The organism is Pseudomonas sp. LW8 (assembly GCF_041956865.1).
Taxonomy (GTDB): Bacteria; Pseudomonadota; Gammaproteobacteria; order Pseudomonadales; family Pseudomonadaceae; genus Aquipseudomonas; species Aquipseudomonas siliginis.
On record NZ_CP168138.1, the window covers coordinates 2874354 to 2896298 of the forward strand.

Here is a 21945-nt window from a genome sequence, read left to right on the forward strand (position 1 = left end):
CATCTGCGACTTTCATTCGCCCTGTGAAATCCTCCTGCCAGTCACCGGCAGAACGCAGCCGATCGTATATCCCAACTCCAAAATAGCGCCTTCCACAGGTATCGCTCTGTATCCAAGTGTGTACGGACGCAAACACGTTACACAACATTGATCTTCCCGCCCCCTCAGACACAAGCGAGATACACCAGCACGATGAACTGCGCTCACGGCCAGCGCAGTGCTCCTGTGCCTGACACCTGTCATTGGGAGCACCTGAACGGCTTCCACTTTCTTGACGACAAGTTGGAGGATTAAACCAATGCAAACAAATCCGTCATCGGTCTTGAATCGGCTGCACCTTAATCTCGATCGTGCTGGAGACTGGATCGCGCCGTTAAGCCTGCGCGTTTTTCTGGCCTGGGAGTTTTTTGAAGCGGGATGGGAAAAGTGGAACGGTGAGAACTGGTTCCCCAGCATTCAAGGGGCCTTTCCTTTTCCCTTCAATCAGCTGCCGGCTACGTTCAATTGGCAGTTATCCATGTGGGCAGAGCTGCTCTGTTCCATTGCTTTGCTTGTAGGCCTGGGAACACGCCTTTCGGCACTGATCCTCATAGTGGTCACCGTCGTGGCAACTGCCGCAGTTCACTGGCCAGCAGAGTGGTCGACGTTGAGCGAACTGGCTATGGGGTACTCCATCAGCAACAAAGGCTACGGCAATTTCAAGCTGCCGTTGATCTATCTCGTCGCACTTCTGCCACTCGTGTTCACAGGCGCCGGCAAGCTGAGCCTGGATGCATTCATCGGTCGGTATCTCAAGCGCTTGAATGCGCGCTGAGTGCTATCGCGTCACCAAGGTTATTGCTCTCAACCCCACTAGTAATCAGGAGTTTCACCATGACCCATATTGATAAAGTGCTGTACACCGGCAAAGTCCATACCTCTTCGGGTGGACGCAATGGCACCGCCCTCAGTGACGATGGCCGACTGGATATAAAGCTGTCATCGCCTGGCACCTCTGGCGCCGGTACCAACCCAGAGCAGTTGTTCGCCGCAGGTTGGTCGGCCTGTTTTATCGGCGCGATGGGGCTTGCGGCGAGCAAGCTGAAAGTCACCCTCCCGGGTGACCTTGCCGTCGACGCCGAAGTGGATCTAGGCACAACAGATGGTGCGTATTTCCTCCAGGCTCGCCTCAACGTCTTCCTTCCGGGGCTGGATCGCAACGTCGCCCAAGACCTGATCGATACCGCACACCAGACATGCCCGTACTCCAAAGCGACGCGGAACAACATCAACGTGGTGATCAACCTCGTTTGAGCAGAACCGTGGCGGGTTTCAACCGCCCGATCCATGCCCGCCCGGCTGCCATAGGTGACCGTGGAGGTGGCGTGGATCGGGCGTTTCAGACGTCGAATCGGAGTATTTAGCTCATGCAAACGAACACTTCATCATCAACGCATTTAGATCCACAGCTTCCCCCTGCGGCGACCGTCGGGCTCGGGTTGCGCCGTGCACTGCTCAACACGCTTCGTGACGCTCCAGTCGGTGATTTCGATTTTCTAGAGGTTGCTCCAGAGAACTGGATCGGCATCGGTGGCGCTCATGGTGAGGCCTTGCAGTTGCTGGCTGAACGCTACCCGCTGTCATGCCATGGCCTGTCACTGTCGCTGGGTGGCAGTGCACCGCTGGACGAACCTTTTCTTGAGCAAGTCCGCGGGTTCCTCGATCGCTTCAACGTGCCGTTCTATAGCGAACATCTGAGTTACTGCAGTGACGATGGCCATTTATACGACCTGCTACCGTTGCCATTCACTGAGGAGGCCGTTCATCACGTTGCTGCGCGCATCCGCCGTGCACAGGACATTCTCGGTCGTCGTCTTGCTGTAGAGAACGTCTCTTACTACGCCGCTGCTCATCAGGACATGGACGAACTCACTTTTACCAATGCAGTGCTTCGCGAGGCCGATTGCGACCTGTTGCTCGACGTTAACAATGTGTACGTCAACTCGGTGAACCACCGCTTTGATCCAGCGGTTTTCCTCGCCGGCCTGGAACCAGAACGCGTAGTCGCCATGCATGTGGCTGGGCATTACGACGAAGCCGAGGACCTGATCATCGACACCCATGGTGCTTCGGTCAAACCGGTAGTCTGGTCATTGCTGGGGCAGGCTTATGGCCTTTTCGGCGTGAAGCCAACCCTGCTGGAGCGCGATTTCAACTTTCCGTCCTACGACGAACTGGTGGCTGAGCTGAACACCATCAGGCGCTTGCAGCGCGACGCCAATGCTTTGGTGCGGGTGACCCTCGATGGCTGACTCCCCTTCAAGTTTGCACAGTCAGCAGCTCGCGCTGACCCGGTACCTGCGTGACCCGGGCAGTTATGCGCCGCCTGCGCAGATGAATCCCGAGAGAGCGCAGGTCTATCTCAACCTGGTGTTGAACAATCTGTTGGGGTTGCTGGGTGGGACGTTTCCGGTGCTGGTTGCCGTGCTGGGTGATGCCGGTTGGCGTGCACTGGTACGACGTTTTTTGCGTGATTACCGCGCGCAAACGCCACGCTTCGGAGAAATTGCTCGTGAGTTTGTAGACTTCGTAGCGAGCCTGGAGGACTCGCCTGATCACGAACACCCCTGGTACCCGTTCTTGCCCGAATTGGCTCATTACGAGTGGGTGGAAATGGCGCTGCAACAGTTGGACGCTGCGCCGTTAAAGGCCAGTGATGCGGCGCATTTACTCGACCGTCCCCTCAGGCTCTCCCCGCTCGTCTGGCCGCTGGCTTACATTTGGGCCGTACATCGTCTCGCGCCAGGTCACTTGCCTTCTGAACCGCCAGAACAACCGACGTTGCTGCTGATCAGCCGTGTGCCGAGTGGCCAAGTGCAATTCTCCCAGGTCAGCCCTCTCGCGTTCCGTTTGTTGCAGCGGATCGAGCAGTTCCCTGACATGTATGGTCGAGCGCAGTTGCACGCTTTGGCTGCGGAGGCTGGTGCAACAGACGTGACCGGCTTCGTCGCTGACGCACTGGTGCTGCTGCGCCAGTTGCATGCGCAAGCTGCCGTCGGCGTAGCCGCGACACCCGTTTTGAAGCTGTTGTCCTGACTGACGAGCAAAGGCTGAGGTCGGTTTTTGTATCTCTATGTACCCAAACGCTAAGTCTTGGGATTGGCTTACAAATGCTCCGCTCGCCGATACATCGCCGATACATGACTCCCGCTAAATAGGCCTACCCGAACAAGGACGCTGTATCGAAGTGGAAGACGCTTGCGCCTTTCGCCTCGAACTTCCTTGAGGGTCTATCCGCCCTGTGGCATGAACCGCGGCCTCGCCGCGCAAAGCATCTGGAGAAGCACTATGTACCGTAAACCAATATCGAACAAAACCAGTCTTGGCCTGGCCGCAATTGCTTTAGCCGGTGGCATGAGCCTAGCATCGTCCGCCGCTTTTGCTGTTGAGCCATTGCCCCAAGGCTACCAACTGGCATCGGCCGATAAAACCGGCGAAGGCAAGTGTGGCGAAGGCAAATGCGGGGCCAGCGAAGCCAGCGACAAGTCCGCTACTGCCGAAGGCAAGTGCGGTGAAGGCAAATGTGGCGACGACTCTTTCGCTCGCACAGACACCGACCATGATGGCCTCGTCTCTCTTAAAGAACTGCTGGCTGTAGCACCTCAGGGCGGTGAAGAATTCAAAGCGATGGACACCAACCACGATGGTTTTCTTTCGGAAGGTGAGGTCTACAAGTTCAGAACCAACCAGTACATCTCCAATGGCAAAAAAGTCCCAACCGAGCTATTTACCCGCATGAGCAAAGCGCAGAACTGATTCCTCCCGCCGTAGCATTCGCCCTCCCCGCGCCTGCAGCCAGGGAGGGCGATCTACTTTCTGCAAAGCGCTCAATGTTAAATGCGGATTGATTACACAGCGTTATAAGTGATGTTCTCCGCCCCTGATTTATCCCCTGAACGCAACACTCTAAAGTCGATCCCACTGCTCCCCTTCATATCGATGGGGTGCCTACAGGAGACTTATCCCATGCCTTTCATCAGCGTTCGTATCACTCGCGACGGCGTTACCAAAGAACAGAAATCCCAAGTCATCGCCGAAATCACCAAAACCATGCAAACCGTCCTCAACAAGGACCCGCACCTCACCCATATCGTCATTGAAGAGGTCGACACCGATAACTGGGGCTATGCCGGAATTACCACCACCGAGTACCGCCAACAGCTGGCGGAGTCGAAGAAATGACTTTCCCCGTCCGTATCGACTTTGTGTCGGATGTGGTGTGCCCCTGGTGCGCACTCGGCGCCACAGCGCTGGAACAAGCCATCGCGAACGTTGCCGGCGAGGTTGCCGTAGAACTGACCTTCAAGCCGTTCGAACTGAACCCGGACATGCCGGCCGAGGGCGAGCACGCCATCAAGCACATGATGCGCAAATACGGGCGCAGCGCCGAAGAAGTCGCCTCGCGCAATGAAATGATCGTCGCGCGTGGCAATGCCATCGGTTTTCAGTTCGACCTGGACAAGCGCAGCCATTTCTACAACACCTTCGATGCCCATCGCCTTCTGCTCTGGGCCGTGCAGGAAGGCCGCCAGGTCGCGCTGAAGAAAATCCTGATCGAGGCTTATTTCACCAATGGCGAGAACCCCAGCGACCACGAAACACTGGTGCGCCTGGCCGGTGAAGCGGGACTTTCAACCACCCGCACCCGCGAGATTTTGACTAGCGAGGCGTTCGCTCTCGAGGTCCGTGAACTTGAAGGTTTTTACCTTGAGCGCGGGATTAATTCGGTCCCGGCCATGGTGGTGAACGGTCGTCAGTTGGTGTCCGGATCGCTATCCGCCAAGGAATACGAACAAATCCTCAGGCAAGTCGCACGAGAGTCCGCCACTGCCTGACAAAGCGACTTAACTGCAATCTCAGTTATTAAGCATTTCGCCGGGGCTTGTTGAAGTGACCGCCCCACTTCCTTCCATCAACGTCAAGTGAACCGTCATGCCTCACGACTTGAATCAACTGGAAACTGCGCTGGCTGCTTACCCCCGAGTGGCGCTGCTGGAAGGCCCGACACCGATTCAGAAGCTGTCCCGTCTGAGCCGGGCCGCCGAGCTGCATGGCTGCGATCTCTACGTCAAACGCGATGACCTGATGGGCCTCGGCGGCGGTGGCAACAAACTGCGCAAACTCGAATTTTTGCTTGGCGAAGCATTGGCCGAAGGCGCGGACACACTGGTTACCTGGGGCGGTTTTCAATCCAATCACGCCCGGTTGACCGCCGCCGTCGCGGCCCGCCAAGGTTTGGCCTGCGAGCTTATCCTGACCCCGTCGGCGGTGCGCAGCGATGATGATTTTTGCCATAACGGCAACGTATTGCTCGATGGCCTGTTTGGCGCAAAGGTTCATCGACTGCCGCGCGGTTTGACGCCCGATAGCTACGCTGGCGAACTGCTCAGCGCGCTCAAAAGCCAAGGCAAAAAACCCGTCCTCATACCATTGGGCGGCTCCAGCCCCAGGGGCAGTCTGGGCTACGCCGCTTGTGCGGGAGAGATTCTCCGTCAGGCGGACGCGCTCGGCGTTCACTTCGAGCGGATCATCATCCCCAACGGCAGCGCAGGGACCCATTCAGGACTGCAGGCCGGTCTGGCACTGGCTCGATCATCAACCGAAGTGATCGGCTACTCGGTGTTGGCAACTGAGGAGCAGGCCACGGCCGCGACCCTGGAAAAAACTCGGGAAACCTTGCAGCTCCTGGACCCGTCCGCAACCCTTGTGGAAAGCGCAATCACTGTGGATGGCAGTCAACGTGGCGACGCCTATGGCGCCCCCACCGAATCGATGCTCGAAGCGGTCCGGCTGCTGGCCTCCGTTGAGGGCTTGCTGACGGATCCGGTCTACGGTGGCAAGGCCTTCGCCGGGTTGCTCGCTGCCGTGCGCCGGGGTGACTACCCGCCAGGAAGCAATCTACTGTTTGTGATGACCGGCGGCTTGCCTGGCCTCTTTGCCTACCGCAGCGCCTTCAACTGACTTGAGCTTTTTCGTCGTCATAAAAAACTGATGCCCGGGCGAGCCCACGGCATCGGTCACTCAACTTGCGTGGAGTACATCGTCATGTCGAACGCCCCTTATCCGCTGAACCGCACCGCTTATCTGCTGGTCGATCCATACAACGATTTTCTCTCGGAAAACGGCAAGGTCTTCCCCTTGATCAAGCCGATTGCCGAGCAGGTCGGGCTGCTCGACAACCTGCGAGCCCTCGATCGCGCCGTACGGGCGCAGAACATTCCGGTGGTCATCGTGCCGCACCACCGCTGGGAACATGGCGACTACGACGGCTGGGATCATCCAACACCGACCCAATGCAAAATCATGCACATGCACCACTTCGCACGCGGTGAATGGGGCGGCGAATGGCATCCCGATTTCGCGCCGAAGGACGGCGACATTGTCGTGCAGGAACATTGGGGCTCCAGCGGCTTTGCCAATACCGACCTTGATTTTCGCCTGAAGCAGAAAGGCATCACCCACGTCATCATCGTCGGCCTGCTCGCCAACACCTGCATCGAAGCGACCGCCCGCTACGCCTCGGAACTGGGCTACCACGTCACGCTGGTGCGCGATGCGACCGCCGCTTTCCGTGCGGAAATGATGCACGCCGCCCATGAGTTGAACGGGCCGACTTTCGCTCATTCAATCGTCACCACCCAGCAATTGATTGAGGCGCTGGCAGCGCGGGGGTAGCGGCGATGAACACCGATTTCGCCAGTTTGCCGAGGTGGTGCGTCAAGGCCGCTTTCTGCAATGGGCGATCGGCCCCCGTCAAAAATGCACCTTGAGCAAGAGACTCAACGCGTTCTGGTCGGTAGGGAATCCGCTCGTGTCTTCAATCCCGTATTTATTCGACCAGTAATCCCACTCAAGTCCCGCATAAAAACGTTTTTGCTGTTGCCCCAGCGCCTTGCCCACGTCGTATTTGACTTGTGGGTTGAAGTGAAAGCTCCTGGCCACATAGTTGGAGGTGCCTTTGTTGCCGACGTCGTTGACGTACCACTCCAGATAGCCGTCGAAAAGAATGTCGGAGCGACCCACCGGGAGGGTCATGGACCAGGTCGGGTTGATCTGCCATTGACCTGAGGCCTTACCGGTAATGCCGTCGGGTTTGCGGTAGTAGGTATTCAGGGAAAAGCGATCGAAGCCTGGAAGCACGAGGTCCACAGCGGGACCCAGCAGGTATTTGCGATTGCGGTTTTCACCGCGCTCGTAGGTGGCGGCGATGAGGACGTCCTTGACGATGCCATAGCTCAGGGAGCGGTCACTGATTTTGCCCAGCGACAGCCGTGGGGAGAATTCACCGTAGTAGGAATGGCCGTCGGCACCCGAGAGTCCGCTGGACCATTTGTTGTCGACGAACATGAAGATATCGCCCCACGTCCAGCCGCTGGCGTGCTCGAAGCTCAGCGTTTGCTGAGTATCGTCGCCAGTGCCGTCGACTTTGAAATGCTGGCCGTAGAGGTAGCTCAAGCTGTTGTCGTTCCACAACAGAGGGCCAGCTTCGGCGCCGGCGCTGGCCAGAGCTAACAGCGGCGCCAGGCTGCGACGCAGCTGTGAAGGTGCAAGTAATGGAATACGCGATGCTTTCATGGGCTGCCCTTGTCAGGTGATTAGCGGATATCACCGGCAAGGCATCCCCGAGCTGCGATCAGACAACTGCTCTGGCCCTCAAATTAACGAGGGGCGACCCTTGCCGGGTGCGCGGCGTAATGCCGCCAGAGCAATGCCCTGCACCTCGGGTCCTGTTGAGAGCCCTCTGTGCTGACCGCTTCTACTCGATTCCGGACTAAGCAGGGGTTGTGCCAACTGAGCGAATACAATCCTCAACCCTCATCCAGCACAATCGATGGGTAAAACTGAATACTTTACAGCTATCGGTTGCGCACCAGATTGAGGCGCACCCACTTGAATTCGCACCGTTGCGAATCGCCTGCCCACCTCCTGCTGATTGCCTCGCCCGCCGGATCCCGTGAGGGCGGGCCTGCGACGGCTTGGCACACTTTTGGCTATTACTACCTTCGAGTAGAAGCGGTCAGTGCCAGCAATGGCACCGGGCATTGCTCTTGCGCCCTCCCATGTGGGCGTACGTCCGATTGGATGCTTGAACGCGGCGCCAGCGCCCCGGGCAAGAGAGAAGTGTCAGCCGTGTAACTACGCATATACGCCCTCTCTCCTCCCCTTGTTCTCTCCAATCGGTCCCTCGCTGGCGTGCCGATTGGCGCGCGGCGGTTTTCGAATCGTTGTGGAGAACACATCATGAAAATTCGCTTTGCCTTGGGTCAACCGCTTCGCTCGCTACTGGCCATGGCGCTTGTGCCCGCCGCCTTGATCGCGTCTCCACTGGCTTTGGCCAATGACAAGGTGGTGCTGCTTACTTCCTGGTATGCCCAAGCCGAACAGGGCGGTTTCTACCAGGCCCTGGCGGATGGACTGTATGAAAAAGAAGGCCTGGACGTGACCATCCGCATGGGTGGGCCGCAGGTCAATGGCATGCAGCTGCTGCTCAACAAGCAGGCCGATTTCATCGTCAACTACGACTTGCAGATTCTCAAAAGTGTGGAGCAAGGCCTGCCGGTGGTGGCCGTGGCCGCACCCTTTCAAGGTGATCCTCAGGGTCTGCTGACCCATGCCGATGTGAGCGGCCTGGATGCGTTGCAGAACAAACAGGTGCTGGTGTCCACCTCGGGCCAGCAAACGTGGTGGCCGTGGCTCAAGGAAAAATATCAGCTCAAGGACAGCCAGGCCCGCCCCTACACCTTCAACCTGCAACCCTTCCTCGCGGACGCCAACACCACGCAGCAGGCCTATGCCAGCTCCGAGTTGTTCCAGGCGTTGAAGGCCGGGGAGAAAGCCAACTTCTTCCTGTTTGCCGACGCCGGTTACCCGCCCTACGGCTCGACCCTGGCGACTCGCCAGGACGTGATCGATCAGCATCCTGAGCGAGTCCAGCGCTTTGTTCGCGCCTTGATGGAGGGCTGGAAGCGCTACCTCGACAACCCGAGCGCCAACCACCTGATCAAGGCTGACAACCCGAACATGAGCGATGAATTGCTCGCCTGGGGCTTGTCGACGCTCAAGCAATACCGCCTGGTCACCGGCGGTGATGCCGCCACCCAAGGCATCGGCGTGATGAGCGATGCGCGCTGGCAGGCCACGCGCAATTTCATGGTCGACGCCGGCCTGCTCGGTGCCGATGCGCCTTGGCAGAAGGCCTACACCACGCGGTTCGTCGAGGACTTGAAGGTACTGCCTGGCGCCGAACAGTCCGCCAGCCGCTGAGTCTGATTGCAAGACTGCTGAACCCAGAGCCCGAGCCCAAGAGCCGGCTGAACGATTACCGTGAGGACACTTGTTATGTTGGTCACCAAACAACCTGTATTGCGCCGTTTCTGGTATGCCCTGCTGCCCATGACCTCGCTGGATGCCGGTCCGCAGCCTTTCACTTTACTCGGCGAGGCGCTGGTGCTGTGGAAGCGCCCCGACGGCACCCCGGTGGCCATGCGCGACCGTTGCTGCCACCGCACCGCCAAGCTCTCGAAAGGTTTTGTCAGCGAGGACGGCAACATCGCCTGCGGCTATCACGGCTGGGAATACGACTGCACCGGCACCTGCGTGAAGATCCCGCAAAACCCCGCTGGCATGATTCCGCCGGGCGCCTCGGTCCAGGCCTTTCACTGCCAGGAAAAATACGGCTACGCCTGGGTTGCCCTCGACGATCCTCTGCAACCAATCCCTGAGTTTCCCGAGGATGGCGCCCCGGGCTACCGGCGCATCTTCCAGTTTTATGAAGAGTGGAAAACCAGCCCGCTGCGGGTCATGGAAAACTCCTTTGACAACTCGCATTTTTCCTTCGTCCACAAAGCCAACTTCGGCCTTTTCGACCAGCCCGCGCCGGCCGGCTACGAGTTTCGCGAAACCGACTACGGCTTCGAGGCGGAGACTCGGGTGCCGATCCGCAATCCTGAGGAAAGCTATCGCATCACCGGCACCCGCGAGCCGATCACCCAGCGCCACCTGATCAACCGCTATTACCTGCCGTTCTCCCGGCGCTTTGGCTGCATGTACCCGGACAGCGGCATCCACCACATCATCTACAACTGCGCGACGCCCATGGAAGACGGGCGCCTGATGCTGGTGCAGTGGTTGTATCGCAATGACAGCGAAGAGCAATGCTCGACCCAGGAACTGATCGACTGGGACGCAGCGATCACCGCCGAAGACCGCGACATCCTCGAAGCCACCGATTACGACGCCTGTGTCGATACTCGCCGGCGAGTGGAACTGCACATGCCGTCGGACAAGCCTGGCCTGGTGATTCGCCGGCAACTGCTGGGCCTGCTCGAAGCCCACGGTGAAAGTGAAGTGTTCCTCAGCCATTGAAGTCAGCGCCCCGGTGTGCCGGGGCTTTACCGGACGCTCATGACCCAAGGGGAGAGCGCTATGTTGATGCAAACCATAACTGGGGCCAACGCCCTGCCACAGGCGTTGCCACGGGGCGACAGCGTCGGCGTGCAAACACCGCTGTTCGCCAATCAGGTGGAAAAAACCTACAGCAACGGCACCCAGGCCTTGAGCCGGGTGAAGCTGGCCATTCAGCGCGGCGAGTTCGTTTCATTGCTCGGCCCTTCGGGCTGCGGCAAGAGTACCCTGCTGAAAATGTTCGCCGGCCTCGAAAAGCCCTCCGCCGGCCACGTGCGCTGGTGGGGCAAGGACAGCCCGGCCAGCCCGACCCAAGGGCAAAGCCTGGCGATGGTGTTCCAGGAGGCGACCCTGATGCCTTGGGCCAAGGTCAGCGACAACGTGCGCCTGCCGCTGGATCTGGCCAGTGTGCCGAAAGCCCAGAGCCAACCAAAGGTCGACGCCGCCCTTGCCCTTGTCGGCTTGGACCGCTTCAGCCAGGTGTACCCGCGGGAACTGTCCGGCGGCATGCAAATGCGCGCGTCCATCGCCCGGGCCTTGGCCACCGAGCCCAATCTGCTGCTGATGGACGAGCCCTTCGGCGCCCTGGATGAGTTCACCCGCAACAAGCTCGACAGCGACCTGCGTCAGCTGTGGGCTAGCCGCGACCTGACCGTGGTGTTCGTCACCCACAGCATTTTCGAGGCCGTCTACCTGTCATCGCGGGTGGTGGTGATGGGTGCGCGCCCGGGCCGAGTAATCGCCGACATCGAAATCGACGGCCCGTTGGAACGAGACGAGGCCTACCGCACCTCCCCGGCCTTTATCGCGCACTGCGCACGCCTGTCCCGGCTGCTGGCCGAGGCCAATGGCGATTCTTGCTGACTTCACTGAGAGCCCGATCATCATGAACTCGTCCTTTACTCCCTGGTTACGTCACCCCACGGTGTTGCGCATCGTCTCGCCGCTGCTGCTCGGCGCGGTATTGCTGGGTCTGTGGCAATTGGCGTGTGTGGCCTGGAAGGTGCCGGTGTATTTGGTGCCCTCCCCGGTCGATATCGGCCGTACGCTGATCAGCGATGGCCCGATGCTGTTCGGTGCGTTGTGGATGACCTTGAAGATCACTTTTTTCTCGTTTGCCCTGGCGGTGCTTATCGGCACCCTGGCGGCGTTTGTGTTTGTGCAGAGCCGCGTGCTGGAAGCCAGCCTGTTTCCCTACGCCATCCTGTTGCAGGTGACGCCGGTGGTGGCCGTGGCACCGCTGATCATCATCTGGTGCAGCAACACCACGCTGGCGTTGATTATTTGCGCGACCCTGGTGGCGATTTTCCCGATCATCGCCAACACCGTACTCGGCTTGCGCAGCGTCAACCCCGGCCTGCTCAATCTGTTCCGCCTGAACCGCGCCAGCCGCTGGCAGGTGCTGTTGCGCCTGCGCATTCCCAGCGCCCTGCCGTGTTTTTTTGCCGGGCTGCGCATTGCCAGCGGGCTGGCGTTGATCGGCGCGGTGGTGGCGGAGTTCGTCGCCGGCACCGGGGGCACCGGTGCAGGGCTGGCGTATCAGATCCTCCAGGCCGGCTTTCAACTGAATATTCCAAGGCTGTTCGCTGCCCTGCTGCTGATCGCCTTGACCGGTGTCGCGTTATTCAGCCTGATGGCCGTGCTGGCCCGGTTGAGCCTGCGCAACTGGCACGAAAGCGAACTCGGCTGAACCTTTTAATCCGCCGCAGGCGCGGCGCATGGAGCCTCACATGAAGCTTGAAAATAGCTGGCTGGTACGTAACGCCAGCGCCATCCTCACCGGTTTGTCCGGTGCGGCGGCGCGCCATGCCGGGCCTGATATCCGTATCGTCGACGGCCGCATCAGCGCCATCGGCGCCCTGCAACCCCAGCCCGGCGAGCGAGTGCTGGATGCCACCGATTGCGTGGTCTACCCGGCGTGGGTCAATACCCACCATCACCTGTTTCAATCGCTGCTCAAAGGCATTCCCGCAGGTATCGACCAGAGTCTGGGAGCCTGGCTGGGTGCCGTGCCCTATCGCTATCGCGGCGCGTTTGACGAGCAAAGCTTTCGCCTCGCCGCGCGCATTGGCCTGGTCGAATTGGCACGATCCGGCTGCGCCACCGTCGCAGACCATCATTACCTGTACTTGCCGGGCATGGACTTTGACAGTGCCGAGGTGCTGTTCGAGGAAGCCGAACGGCTGGGGCTGCGGTTTGTTCTCTGCCGTGGCGGAGCCACGCAAGCACGACAAGCCGAAGGCAAGTCAGTGGCTGGGCCAGAGACCCTGGAGCAATACCTGGACGACGTCGAGCGTCTGGTGCGGCGCTACCACGACCCGGCCGCCGATGCCTGGCGGCGGGTGGTGATGGCGCCCACCAGCCCGCCCTACTCCATGCCTGCCGAACACCTGCGCGAAACCGCCCGGGTCGCACGGCGACTGGGCATTCGCCTGCACAGCCATCTGAGCGAAACCGTCGAATATCAAAATGAGGTGCAGCAACGCCACGGCATGTCGCCAGTGGCGTTCTGTGCCGAGCACGAGTGGCTTGGGCCGGACGTGTGGTTCGCGCATTTGGTGAAACTCGACGCCGAGGAAATCCGCATGCTCGGGGCCAGCGGTACGGGCATTGCGCATTGCCCGCAAAGCAATGGCCGCCTGGGCAGTGGCATTGCCAATGTGGTGGCCATGGAGGCTGCGGGAATGCCGGTGTCGATTGGCGTGGATGGCGCCGCCTCCAACGAGGCCTGCGACATGATCAGCGAAACCCACGCCGCCTGGCTGATGCAACGGGCCAGACTTGGCGAACGGGCCCGCCCGCGTTATGCCGGCGGTGACGAGGAAGGCGGTGCCAGCGCGGCCACGGTGGAAGACGTGGTGCGCTGGGGTACGTCTGGCGGGGCTCGGGTGCTGGGGCTGGACGCCGTGGGCAGCGTGCAAGTGGGCATGGCGGCCGACCTGGCGATCTACCGCCTGGACCAGCCGCGATACTTCGGCCTGCATGACCCGGCGATCGGGCCGGTGGTGGGCGGAGGACGCCCGACGTTGCGCGCCTTGCTGGTCGGTGGCCGGTTGACCGTACACGACGACCAGTTGCCTGACTTCGACCTGGCCGAACTCGGCGCCCAGGCCCGGGACGCGGTGCGGCGGTTGCAGCAGGCCGCAGGCGTACGCTCATGAGCTGATCTCCCCGGCACGTGCTGCCGTGCCAATACTCGGCCGCATCAAATGTCTGGTAGATGGAAAAATACGCCAGTAATCGACTTGGGACTGTCATCAGACAGTTTCAGGGTCCCGGAGAAGAAAGCAGCGGACGGCGTATCACAAGGCGCTGCTACAACAATTGCTCGCGTAGAAAATCGATGAACGCCATTGTCCGCGCTGAACGTCGTCGCTCGCGGCTGAGTACGGCGCTGACCGGCAGCGCGCTGGTCTGATAGTTGTCGAGTACGGTACTCACCCTGCCCTGCTCAACGTCAGCTGTGAACAGCCATTGCGGTGAGAGGGAAATGCCCAGGCCGGAGAGCACCATTTCGCGGATGGCCTCGCTGCTGTTGCTGGTGACGTTGCCCTGGATACCTACATCGAACGCTTGGCCGAGGTGCGTAAAGGTCCAACGGTCGTAATGCTCCAGCAACGTGAAGGCGATGCAGTTGTGACCTGACAGTTCGCTGGGCTCACGTGGCACGCCGTGCAGAGCCAGGTAACCGGGCGCGGCATAGACACGCCGTGGGCTATCGCCCAGTGGCAGTGCCACCAATCCCTCGCTCTTCACCGCGCCAATGCGGATAGCCAGATCGATGTTTTCCTTGAGCAGGTCTTCATTATGGTCACTCAGCCGCAGGTCAATCCGCACACCTGGATGGCGTTGCAGGAAAATCCCTATGAGCGGTGCGATGCATAACCTTCCATAACTGACCGGGGCGGCGACTCGTAAAGGGCCGGCGATCTGCTCCTGGCCACTGGTGAAGCTTCGCGTGGCAGTTTCGACGTGGCCGAGAATTTCCTGGCAGTGGTCGTAGAAGCGTTGACCTTGGTCGGTCAGGGCCAGGTGCCGAGTGCTGCGTGCGAACAATGGCCCACCCAGGTACTGCTCCAGCGCGCGCACTTGCTTACTCACTGCTGGCTGCCCCATATTCAGTTCACGGGCGACCGCCGAGAAAGACCCGCGCTCCACGACGCGAACAAAGACATGCATGCTGTCGAACAGATCCATCGACGATTGGTTCTCTTTGGGGAATAAGTCATATGCAAATTGGGTTTCTTATCGGAATGATTAAAGCGCGGCAATCTGTAAGCGTCCATCCCAACACAGGTTCCCGTCATGAAACATTCCATGCTTGCCGCCATCGCCGAGTCCGCTCAATCCCCTCTGGCCATCCGTCACATCGACCGCCCTGTTCCCGGTAAGGGGCAAGTACTGGTCAAGGTTCACGCCGCAGGGGTCAATCCGCTCGATACCAAAATTGCCGCCGGCGCAGGGGCCCACGCCCGCCAAACGCTGCCGGCGGTGCTCGGCCTTGATCTTGCCGGTACGGTGGTCGAAGTGGGCGAAGCGGTCGAGGGGTTCACCCCGGGCCAGGAAGTCTTCGGCATGCCCGGCGGGATCGGCGGTGCCCAAGGCACCATGGCCGAGTATATTGCCGTGGATGCCCGCCTGATCGCGGTCAAGCCACACACCCTCAGCATGCGTGAGGCGGCTGCATTGCCTTTGGTATTCATCACCGCGTGGGAAGGTCTGGTCGATCACGCCAATGTCCGCTCTGGTCAGCGTGTCCTGATTCATGGGGGCGCGGGTGGGGTCGGCCAAGTGGCTGTGCAACTGGCCAAGGCACGCGGTGCCGATGTCTACGCCACCGGCTCGGCGGGCAGTCTCGACTTCATACGCTCGCTGGGGGCCACGGCGATCGACTATCAGGCTCAGAGCGTTGAGGATTATGTCGAGCACTACACCGCCGGCGAAGGGTTCGACATTGTCTACGACACCGTCGGCGGCAGCACGCTGGATGCATCATTCAAAGCCGTGAAAGCCTATACCGGGCACGTGCTGAGCTGCCTGGGTTGGGGCCAGCACAGCCTGGCACCGTTATCGTTCAAAAGTGCCTCCTACTCGGGCGTCTTCACCCTGGCACCACTGCTCACCGGCAAAGGACGCGAACACCACGGCGCTATCCTGCGCGAGGCTGCTGCGCTGGCCAATGCGAGTCAACTGACGATCCGCGTGGATCAACAGCACTTTGCGCCGCAGGACGTCAACGAGGCATTTCGCCAAGTCGCCGAAGGCCGCGGCAAGGGCAAGACGGCGATCGAGTTTGTGGCTGCCTAGTTCCTTGTAATCTCTTTAGAGCGCACTCGGCCAAACGCGTGCGCAATGGTCCGCAACGTCCTCGCCGCCATTCTCCCAGCCAAAAGCGTCAAACACGTAGCACCCCACGAGTTGAACGGGCCGACCTTCGCTCATTCAATCGTGACCACCCAAGAATTGATTGACGCGCTGGCAGTGCAGGAGTAATGGCCGATGACCCTCATAGGATAGCTGATCGATCACCGGCCCATTTCTACACGGCCCAACAGGAGCAGCCCAAGGCACCAAAAAAACTTCGGGGGTCCGATACTGGAGCATTGGATCCCCATGCACCGGCATGATCGTGACCGTGCAGGCCGCAAAAGCTTGCGCAGCCGCACGAGGCCGCGACTTGGGCGCGCAGCGGAGCCAGCGAGTTTCTGCCTGCTCCGTCTGGGTCTCCCCAGGCGCCATAACCTTTAAAGGTACGCGTCGGCGACCAGTCAGGCATGGCGGGCGGTAGCGGGTTGTCGTCAAACCTGGCGAATTGGCCGGCCCCGTAAACCACGCGCCCGCCAACCACGGTCATATCGGCGGTAAGAAATGAAATCTCCTCTTCAGGCACAGAGAAGTAGTCCTTACTTGGCACAATCAGGTCAGCAAAGTGACCGGTCTGGATGCGACCACGTTTGCCCTCTTCGTTAGAAAACCAGGCGACATTCTCTGTCCACATCCGCAACGCCGCTTCGCGATCAAGCAGGTTTCGTTGAGGGTACAGATTCAGACCGCCCACCGTTTTACCGGTTACCATCCAGGATAGCGAAACCCAGGGGTTGTAGGAGGCAACCCGGGTGGCATCGGTGCCTGCAGACACTTTCACCCCTTTTTCCAGTATGCGCGCTACGGGCGGGGTCGCTTGCGCCGCACGGGCGCCGTAGCGCTCGACGAAGTACTCCCCCTGATAAGCCATACGATGTTGTACAGCGATGCCACCGCCGAGCGCGGCGATACGGTCGATCGATTTGTCCGAGATGGTTTCGGCATGATCAAAGAACCAATTGATGCCAGCGAGGGGGATGTCCTCGTTGACCTTCTCAAATACATCCAGCGCTCGGGTAATGGTTTCGTCGTAGGTGGCATGCAACCGCCACGGCCATCGGTTCTCTGCGAGGATGCGCACAACTTCCTCCAGTTCTCCCTCCATCTCGGGCTGCAGGTCCGGTCGCGGCTGGCGAAAATCTTCGAAGTCGGCAGCGGAAAACACCAACATTTCGCCCGCGCCGTTGTGACGGAAGTAGTCGTTTCCTTGCTTGTACTTAACGCTGGAGGTCCACTTGAGGAAATCCTCCTTCTCTTCCTTGGGTTTCTGAGTGAACAGGTTGTAAGCCAACCTGACCGTCATTTGCCCATCGTTGTCCAACTTCTGGATCACTGCGTAATCGTCGGGATAGTTTTGGAAACCGCCGCCCGCATCAATAACCCCTGTCACACCCAAGCGATTGAGCTCGCGCATGAAATGGCGAGTGGAGTTGACCTGATAGTCGAAGGGCAACTTCGGTCCCTTGGCCAACGTGGCGTAAAGGATCGTCGCGTTGGGCGTGGCCAACAGCAGGCCCGTAGGCGCACCATTGGCATCGCGGTAAATTTTCCCGCCTGGTGGCTCGGGGGTATCTCGGGTGTAGCCGACCGCGCGCAAGGCCGCACCATTGAGCAAGGCCCGGTCATAGAGATGCAGAAGAAATACAGGTGTATCGGGCGCGATCGCATTGATCTCGGCTATGGTTGGCAAGCGCTTTTCAACGAACTGGTGTTCAGTGAAGCCACCTACCACGCGAACCCACTGCGGTGCTGGTGTGTTAGCCACTTGGCGCTTGAGCATGTCCATGGCGTCAGCCAGTGAACGCACACCGTCCCAGCGCAATTCCAGATTGTAGTTAAGGCCGCCGCGGACCATGTGGGTATGGTTATCGACTAAGCCAGGGAGCACACAACGGCGCTTGAGATCGACAACTTTTGTGGCTGAGCCAGCCAGCGCCATGACTTCCTGGTCTGACCCTACAGCCAGAAACTTGCCGTCTTTGATTGCAACGGCGTGGGCGACTGGGTTGGCGCGATCCAGTGTAGTGATCTCGCCATTGTGGAAAATGATGTCCGGAATGGAATCGGTCATATTCGGCCCTTCCCTACTTAGAGTTTCGGAAAAAGCGCTGCGTCCAAAGACACCCCCTAACGCTAAGGTGGAGGCGGCCTGGAGAAGTTTTCGGCGCGATGTCATAGGTAGAGGCCTCACAGATATAAAGCCCGTTTCCAGGGCCTTCAGGGAATAGCGAACCTTGAGAACCGGTTACTCACGTCTGACTGGACTTTTTAAACTGCATACATCCTCATGCTCCACCTCGTGTTTTGGACAATAACGCCGATGGGTGGAGCTATCGCGTCAGCGCTGCGCGACAGCTCTTGCATAACGGATTTATTTAGCAGGGTTTGGACCGATGTGCTCGCCGTGTTGCACCCGCTCAGGCGCCTTATGCACCATGGTGTAGGCATAATCCACACCCATCCCGTAGGCGCCGGAATGTTCCTGCACGATCCCCATCACGGCTTCATAGGTCTCCTTGCGCGCCCAATCCCGCTGCCATTCGAGCAGCACCTGTTGCCAGGTAACCGGTACGATACCGGCCTGAATCATGCGGTCCATGGCGTAGTTGTGCGCGTCGATCGAGGTGCCACCCGAGGCGTCGGCAACCATATAGATTTCATAGTCTGTATCGCGCAGGCAGGACAGTGCGAAGGTCGTGTTGCAGACCTCGGTCCACAGGCCGGATACGACGATCTTCTTACGGCCGGCAATGGCGGACTCTGCCAGGGCATCACGAACGTTTTGGTCATCCCAGGAGTTCATTGAAGTACGTTCGAGGATTTTGTTCTGCGGATATACCGCTAGCAACTCGGGGTATGTATTACCAGAGAAACCCTCGGTTTCCACAGTCGTGATGGTGGTAGGTATGCCGAACGCTTTGGCAGCCTTGGCCAACCCCACGACATTATTTTTCAGCACCTGCCGATCTATCGACTGCACACCAAAGGCCATTTGGGGCTGGTGGTCGATGAAAATCACTTGGCTGTTTTGCGGGGTCAGTATTTCTAAGTACTTGTTGGACATGGCGGATTTCCTTTGGTAAGTAGAGCAATACGAAAGCGGCGTTATGCGTGGCTGCGCAAGCAGAACGCTACCCGTCCTGGTAGGGCTAAAAGCCACTTTCCGGACGAGTTCAGGGGTGCCGAAAAGCCCCTTGAATTTACGAATGCAGCATTGTTCAGCTGCGTTCGCGGGGTTCAGTTAAATGCCCGAAAAACGCTTGGCAAGCTGCTTTTGCAAGTGCACATCATCTGCGGCTAATTCGCTCCCACCTTGAAGGGAAGTGCATCTTTGGATGTCTTCACGGTCCATGAACCGGACTGCCGGAACGAACTGGCAGACGCGTAGGTATCTTCCATGAACTGGAAATAGGTCATCTTTCCATCCTGAACTTTCGCATGGATGGAAAACGGTGATGTGAACAGATGTCCGACCGCCACGGAGCGGTAGGTGAACTTACCGAAAATCGCGACATCTTCGCCGGAAGCGATTTTGGTAGTAATCGTAAAGTCTTCGATTTTCCAGTAGTTTGAGACCTGCAAAAACAAAGAGCTAAAGGCTTTGGGACCTTTGTTTGTGCCGGTCCACGGCATGATTTTTCTGAGTTCTGGATTCTCAAAGTTTAGAGAAACATAGGTGGCGTCTGGAGCTGCCAACCTCATTGCCGCGGCTTCGACTTTATCGGGTGCGGTATTGGCCAGGAATTCCACGACAACCGCTAGTGAAGCAGCAGATTGCGCTTCAGTAGCTGACTGCGCCGACGCTGGAGTGATTGTTACTAACCATGAGGCGAGCGCCATTGCTGCAGTGATCAATTTGATGCTTCGAGTATTCATGAACTCTCCATTTATGAGTACGATTTTGCAATTCGCGGTCATCCAACCCATGTTGCAAATAGCTACGCGTCGAAAAGCGACAATTGGTACTGGAGCAAGGGCTATGCCAATTTTATAAAACTTATATAAATAGATATTTATCAATGACATACAACTTAATGTGATGTCGCGAGTATCGGGCTCGGAGTTTATCGAAGGGCTTGTTTGATCATTTGATGAAGTCTCGGCGAGGTTTTGTTGATTTGATCAATCCAGCTCAAGCGTGGTCCACGGTGAACCGCCAGGCGGCCACGCAAAGTCACTCAAGACTCTCGTCATGCAACAAGCCGCTTTTCTTCAGGCGATAGGCCAGTGCCGGCCGGGTCAAGCCGAGCATGCGAGCGGCTTGCGAGACGTTTTGGTGTGAAAGCTCCATGGCGCGGCGCATCAGCCGTTCTTCCACAGCATCCAGGCTGATGTTTTTATCAAAGATCTGCGTAACCCAATCGGGACAAAGTTCTTCACCGCCAGCCTGAACCAACGCGCCATCAGAGTTGAGACGATCACCGTGCGAATCGTCTGTTTTTGGGAAGACTGCAAAGAGTGCATCCTGGCCTATGGTCTCGTTGCTGTCGGTCAGGATGACGCCACGCTCAATCGTATTTTCCAATTCGCGAATATTCCCCGGCCAGGCGTAGCGGCGACACAATTCAAGAGCTTTGTCTGATAAACCCAGCGTTCGCTTGTGATATTGCAAGTGAAATTTGCTTATAAAGTGCTCGGCCAGCAGTGGCAGATCTTCAAGTCGCTCGCGCAGTGGGGGAATCTGCACCGGAAACACATTCAAGCGGTAATAAAGATCGGCGCGAAACCGGCCCGCTTCGACGGCGTCGGCGAGGCTTTCATTGGTAGCAGCGATGACTCGCACATTGATCTTGCGGGTTCGGGAATCGCCTACCCGTTCCAGTTCACCCTCTTGCAGTACCCGAAGTAATGTCGCCTGCGCTCTGGGCGTCAGCTCCACCACCTCGTCTAGAAAAATCGTCCCTCCGTTGGCCCGTTCAAAGCGTCCTGGGCGGGTTTGATTGGCGCCGGTAAAAGCGCCTTTCTCAACACCAAACAATTCGGCTTCAATCAGGTCCTGAGGAATGGCAGCGCAGTTCACTGCGACAAACGCTTGCTCGGCGCGATCACTGCGCAGATGCACGCTCCGTGCGATGACCTCCTTGCCGACGCCAGTTTCTCCGAGCAGTAGGACGGAAATTTTTCCTTTGGCAGCCTTGTCGATCATCTTGCATACCTTCAAATAGGCAGGCGAGCGCCCTACTCCATAGAATTGAGCTTCCTGCTTCTCCAGGCTTCTACGCAGAGAGCTGATCTGTGATTGCAGTTCATACAGCTCCTCGATGATTGGGTCGGCTTGAAAGTACTGTCTGAATTCTGCGGCGTTCTCCCATTCCTCGGCAGGTTTACCAATAATGATGCAGCGCTCATCCCCGCATCCGCGACAGGTGGTTTCTTGGATGATGATTTCGCGTTTCATGAATGAAGAACTGTACGCACAGGCGTAGCCCAACAAAGACCAACAGACTGGTTCCTCCATCAGGCCGACTTCAGTCAGGCAAGTCTCGACCTCAAAGGAGTCAATCCATTCGAGCTCGCAATAAAAATGGCCGCTCTCCTGATCCAGCTCTAACTGAATGGGTTTCGCATTGACCATACCTTTGAGGGAATGCAGTTGCGGGCCGACCAGAAACATCTGCAACTGCGGACTGTCTGGTCTGAGCTTGCGGGCCATTTCCGCATCCTTGAGTCCAGACTGGTAGCCAAGGCGCAAGAAGAACCCCTTGGCGCGGTCGACGCCGAGGCTATTGATGAGTTCACGGCGAAAATTAGCCATCGCCGATACCTGCATCAACAACATGCGCTGCTCACCAAACCAGATCTTGCCTTCCGTGCTTTGAAAACGAACCTGGTCGCTCAGGTCGTGAAAGCCGGAATAGTGGAGCTCAGGGTTGTAACTGACAGCCATTGAGAGAGACCTCGATTATTGTTTTGAGCGGTCTTGATCAAGCTGTGGCGCCGAGTGAAAGCACCGAAACAATCGATCGCGATATGAAGGGATTTTAGTGCATTGCTACGCAGAGCCAGCGGGCCTCCCGATGCAAAGACATGACGGTGCACGGGCTTCGCGGGCAGATGAAGGCAGTTACCAAGCGCCAAAGTCACAGCCAGGCTTAATGTTGGTGATCTGGCCCGAGCCAGCCATGTGCTGTGTTGGAC

The 21945-nt window shown here is 58.5% G+C and carries 21 protein-coding genes and 1 pseudogene; 16 read left to right on the forward strand and 6 right to left on the reverse strand.

Going from position 1 to position 21945, the window contains the following annotated elements; translation table 11 throughout:
- The first annotated feature begins 298 nt into the window (after positions 1-298).
- The 9 genes from AB9L16_RS13100 (at position 299) to AB9L16_RS13140 (ending at position 6714) form a co-directional block, all read left to right on the forward strand.
- Positions 299-814, forward strand: coding sequence for a DoxX family protein (locus AB9L16_RS13100; protein ID WP_095180030.1), 516 nt, complete (start codon positions 299-301; stop codon positions 812-814).
- Positions 815-873: 59 nt separating this feature from the next.
- Positions 874-1293 (forward strand): organic hydroperoxide resistance protein, encoded by a 420-nt coding sequence (locus tag AB9L16_RS13105; RefSeq protein WP_252876309.1) that lies wholly within the window; start codon positions 874-876, stop codon positions 1291-1293.
- A 113-nt stretch (positions 1294-1406) separates the two neighbouring features.
- Positions 1407-2291 carry a DUF692 domain-containing protein gene (locus tag AB9L16_RS13110; RefSeq protein WP_375123719.1) on the forward strand — a complete coding sequence of 295 codons (885 nt, stop codon included), beginning with the start codon at positions 1407-1409 and terminating at the stop codon, positions 2289-2291.
- Positions 2284-3075, forward strand: coding sequence for a DUF2063 domain-containing protein (locus AB9L16_RS13115; protein ID WP_375123720.1), 792 nt, complete (start codon positions 2284-2286; stop codon positions 3073-3075). Before AB9L16_RS13110 ends, AB9L16_RS13115 begins: the two co-directional genes overlap by 8 nt.
- Before the next feature lie 252 nt (positions 3076-3327).
- The gene (locus AB9L16_RS13120; RefSeq protein ID WP_123442474.1) at positions 3328-3795 is read left to right on the forward strand and encodes a hypothetical protein; all 468 of its coding nucleotides are present in this window, start codon (positions 3328-3330) and stop codon (positions 3793-3795) included.
- A gap of 210 nt (positions 3796-4005) precedes the next feature.
- Entirely contained in the window at positions 4006-4221 is a 216-nt protein-coding gene (locus tag AB9L16_RS13125; protein ID WP_024012974.1) for a 4-oxalocrotonate tautomerase family protein, read from the forward strand.
- Positions 4218-4874, forward strand: a complete 657-nt coding sequence (locus AB9L16_RS13130; RefSeq protein ID WP_375123721.1) for a DsbA family oxidoreductase — start codon at positions 4218-4220, stop codon at positions 4872-4874. Before AB9L16_RS13125 ends, AB9L16_RS13130 begins: the two co-directional genes overlap by 4 nt.
- A 97-nt stretch (positions 4875-4971) precedes the next feature.
- On the forward strand, positions 4972-6000 hold the full coding sequence (locus AB9L16_RS13135) for a D-cysteine desulfhydrase family protein (RefSeq protein WP_375123722.1): 1029 nt from the start codon (positions 4972-4974) through the stop codon (positions 5998-6000).
- A gap of 84 nt (positions 6001-6084) precedes the next feature.
- A complete protein-coding gene (locus AB9L16_RS13140) occupies positions 6085-6714 on the forward strand; it encodes an isochorismatase family cysteine hydrolase (RefSeq protein ID WP_375123723.1) in 630 nt (209 codons plus the stop codon).
- A gap of 78 nt (positions 6715-6792) precedes the next feature.
- On the opposite strand, the gene AB9L16_RS13145 is transcribed toward AB9L16_RS13140, so the two are convergent.
- On the reverse strand, positions 6793-7575 hold the full coding sequence (locus tag AB9L16_RS13145) for an outer membrane protein OmpK (RefSeq protein ID WP_375123769.1): 783 nt from the start codon (positions 7573-7575) through the stop codon (positions 6793-6795).
- A 705-nt stretch (positions 7576-8280) separates the two neighbouring features.
- Between AB9L16_RS13145 and AB9L16_RS13150 the strand changes: the two genes are divergently transcribed.
- From AB9L16_RS13150 to AB9L16_RS13170, 5 genes are all read left to right on the forward strand, one after another.
- A complete protein-coding gene (locus AB9L16_RS13150) occupies positions 8281-9303 on the forward strand; it encodes an ABC transporter substrate-binding protein (protein ID WP_375123724.1) in 1023 nt (340 codons plus the stop codon).
- Positions 9304-9378: 75 nt separating this feature from the next.
- Positions 9379-10404: an aromatic ring-hydroxylating dioxygenase subunit alpha gene (locus tag AB9L16_RS13155; RefSeq protein ID WP_041480351.1), complete on the forward strand. Its 1026-nt coding sequence runs from the start codon at positions 9379-9381 to the stop codon at positions 10402-10404.
- 60 nt (positions 10405-10464) lie between these two features.
- Positions 10465-11307 (forward strand): ABC transporter ATP-binding protein, encoded by an 843-nt coding sequence (locus tag AB9L16_RS13160; protein ID WP_375123725.1) that lies wholly within the window; start codon positions 10465-10467, stop codon positions 11305-11307.
- Positions 11308-11329: 22 nt separating this feature from the next.
- Positions 11330-12133, forward strand: coding sequence for an ABC transporter permease (locus AB9L16_RS13165; protein WP_122610653.1), 804 nt, complete (start codon positions 11330-11332; stop codon positions 12131-12133).
- A gap of 40 nt (positions 12134-12173) precedes the next feature.
- Entirely contained in the window at positions 12174-13604 is a 1431-nt protein-coding gene (locus AB9L16_RS13170) for an amidohydrolase family protein (RefSeq protein ID WP_375123726.1), read from the forward strand.
- 154 nt (positions 13605-13758) lie between these two features.
- Here AB9L16_RS13170 and AB9L16_RS13175 read toward each other — a convergent pair whose 3' ends face one another.
- Complete coding sequence (locus AB9L16_RS13175; protein ID WP_252867624.1) at positions 13759-14640, reverse strand: LysR family transcriptional regulator; 882 nt, start codon at positions 14638-14640, stop codon at positions 13759-13761.
- A 108-nt stretch (positions 14641-14748) separates the two neighbouring features.
- Between AB9L16_RS13175 and AB9L16_RS13180 the strand changes: the two genes are divergently transcribed.
- Positions 14749-15750, forward strand: a complete 1002-nt coding sequence (locus tag AB9L16_RS13180) for a zinc-dependent alcohol dehydrogenase family protein (protein WP_375123727.1) — start codon at positions 14749-14751, stop codon at positions 15748-15750.
- A gap of 45 nt (positions 15751-15795) precedes the next feature.
- A pseudogene (locus AB9L16_RS13185) lies at positions 15796-15936 on the forward strand (cysteine hydrolase); the annotation flags it as partial.
- A gap of 46 nt (positions 15937-15982) precedes the next feature.
- Here the strand turns inward: AB9L16_RS13185 and AB9L16_RS13190 are convergent.
- From AB9L16_RS13190 to AB9L16_RS13205, 4 genes are all read right to left on the reverse strand, one after another.
- Complete coding sequence (locus AB9L16_RS13190; RefSeq protein WP_375123728.1) at positions 15983-17983, reverse strand: amidohydrolase; 2001 nt, start codon at positions 17981-17983, stop codon at positions 15983-15985.
- Between the two features lie 195 nt (positions 17984-18178).
- Positions 18179-18871, reverse strand: a complete 693-nt coding sequence (locus tag AB9L16_RS13195; RefSeq protein ID WP_071172469.1) for a hydrolase — start codon at positions 18869-18871, stop codon at positions 18179-18181.
- Positions 18872-19104: 233 nt separating this feature from the next.
- On the reverse strand, positions 19105-19683 hold the full coding sequence (locus AB9L16_RS13200) for a nuclear transport factor 2 family protein (protein WP_256809818.1): 579 nt from the start codon (positions 19681-19683) through the stop codon (positions 19105-19107).
- A 298-nt stretch (positions 19684-19981) separates the two neighbouring features.
- Positions 19982-21694, reverse strand: coding sequence for a sigma-54-dependent Fis family transcriptional regulator (locus AB9L16_RS13205; RefSeq protein WP_256809819.1), 1713 nt, complete (start codon positions 21692-21694; stop codon positions 19982-19984).
- Positions 21695-21945 lie beyond the last annotated feature (251 nt).

Bases quoted from the DNA above. Each gene is read 5' to 3' on its own strand.
- AB9L16_RS13190 (WP_375123728.1), bottom strand. From the start codon at position 17,983: ATGACATCGCGCCGAAAACTTCTCCAGGCCGCCTCCACCTTAGCGTTA.
- AB9L16_RS13170 (WP_375123726.1), top strand. From the start codon at position 12,174: ATGAAGCTTGAAAATAGCTGGCTGGTACGTAACGCCAGCGCCATCCTC.
- AB9L16_RS13205 (WP_256809819.1), bottom strand. From the start codon at position 21,694: ATGGCTGTCAGTTACAACCCTGAGCTCCACTATTCCGGCTTTCACGAC.
- AB9L16_RS13115 (WP_375123720.1), top strand. From the start codon at position 2,284: ATGGCTGACTCCCCTTCAAGTTTGCACAGTCAGCAGCTCGCGCTGACC.
- AB9L16_RS13140 (WP_375123723.1), top strand. From the start codon at position 6,085: ATGTCGAACGCCCCTTATCCGCTGAACCGCACCGCTTATCTGCTGGTC.
- AB9L16_RS13155 (WP_041480351.1), top strand. From the start codon at position 9,379: ATGTTGGTCACCAAACAACCTGTATTGCGCCGTTTCTGGTATGCCCTG.
- AB9L16_RS13195 (WP_071172469.1), bottom strand. From the start codon at position 18,871: ATGTCCAACAAGTACTTAGAAATACTGACCCCGCAAAACAGCCAAGTG.
- AB9L16_RS13175 (WP_252867624.1), bottom strand. From the start codon at position 14,640: ATGGATCTGTTCGACAGCATGCATGTCTTTGTTCGCGTCGTGGAGCGC.
- AB9L16_RS13180 (WP_375123727.1), top strand. From the start codon at position 14,749: ATGAAACATTCCATGCTTGCCGCCATCGCCGAGTCCGCTCAATCCCCT.
- AB9L16_RS13135 (WP_375123722.1), top strand. From the start codon at position 4,972: ATGCCTCACGACTTGAATCAACTGGAAACTGCGCTGGCTGCTTACCCC.
- AB9L16_RS13160 (WP_375123725.1), top strand. From the start codon at position 10,465: ATGTTGATGCAAACCATAACTGGGGCCAACGCCCTGCCACAGGCGTTG.
- AB9L16_RS13120 (WP_123442474.1), top strand. From the start codon at position 3,328: ATGTACCGTAAACCAATATCGAACAAAACCAGTCTTGGCCTGGCCGCA.
- AB9L16_RS13130 (WP_375123721.1), top strand. From the start codon at position 4,218: ATGACTTTCCCCGTCCGTATCGACTTTGTGTCGGATGTGGTGTGCCCC.
- AB9L16_RS13150 (WP_375123724.1), top strand. From the start codon at position 8,281: ATGAAAATTCGCTTTGCCTTGGGTCAACCGCTTCGCTCGCTACTGGCC.
- AB9L16_RS13105 (WP_252876309.1), top strand. From the start codon at position 874: ATGACCCATATTGATAAAGTGCTGTACACCGGCAAAGTCCATACCTCT.
- AB9L16_RS13125 (WP_024012974.1), top strand. From the start codon at position 4,006: ATGCCTTTCATCAGCGTTCGTATCACTCGCGACGGCGTTACCAAAGAA.
- AB9L16_RS13110 (WP_375123719.1), top strand. From the start codon at position 1,407: ATGCAAACGAACACTTCATCATCAACGCATTTAGATCCACAGCTTCCC.
- AB9L16_RS13200 (WP_256809818.1), bottom strand. From the start codon at position 19,683: ATGAATACTCGAAGCATCAAATTGATCACTGCAGCAATGGCGCTCGCC.
- AB9L16_RS13100 (WP_095180030.1), top strand. From the start codon at position 299: ATGCAAACAAATCCGTCATCGGTCTTGAATCGGCTGCACCTTAATCTC.
- AB9L16_RS13165 (WP_122610653.1), top strand. From the start codon at position 11,330: ATGAACTCGTCCTTTACTCCCTGGTTACGTCACCCCACGGTGTTGCGC.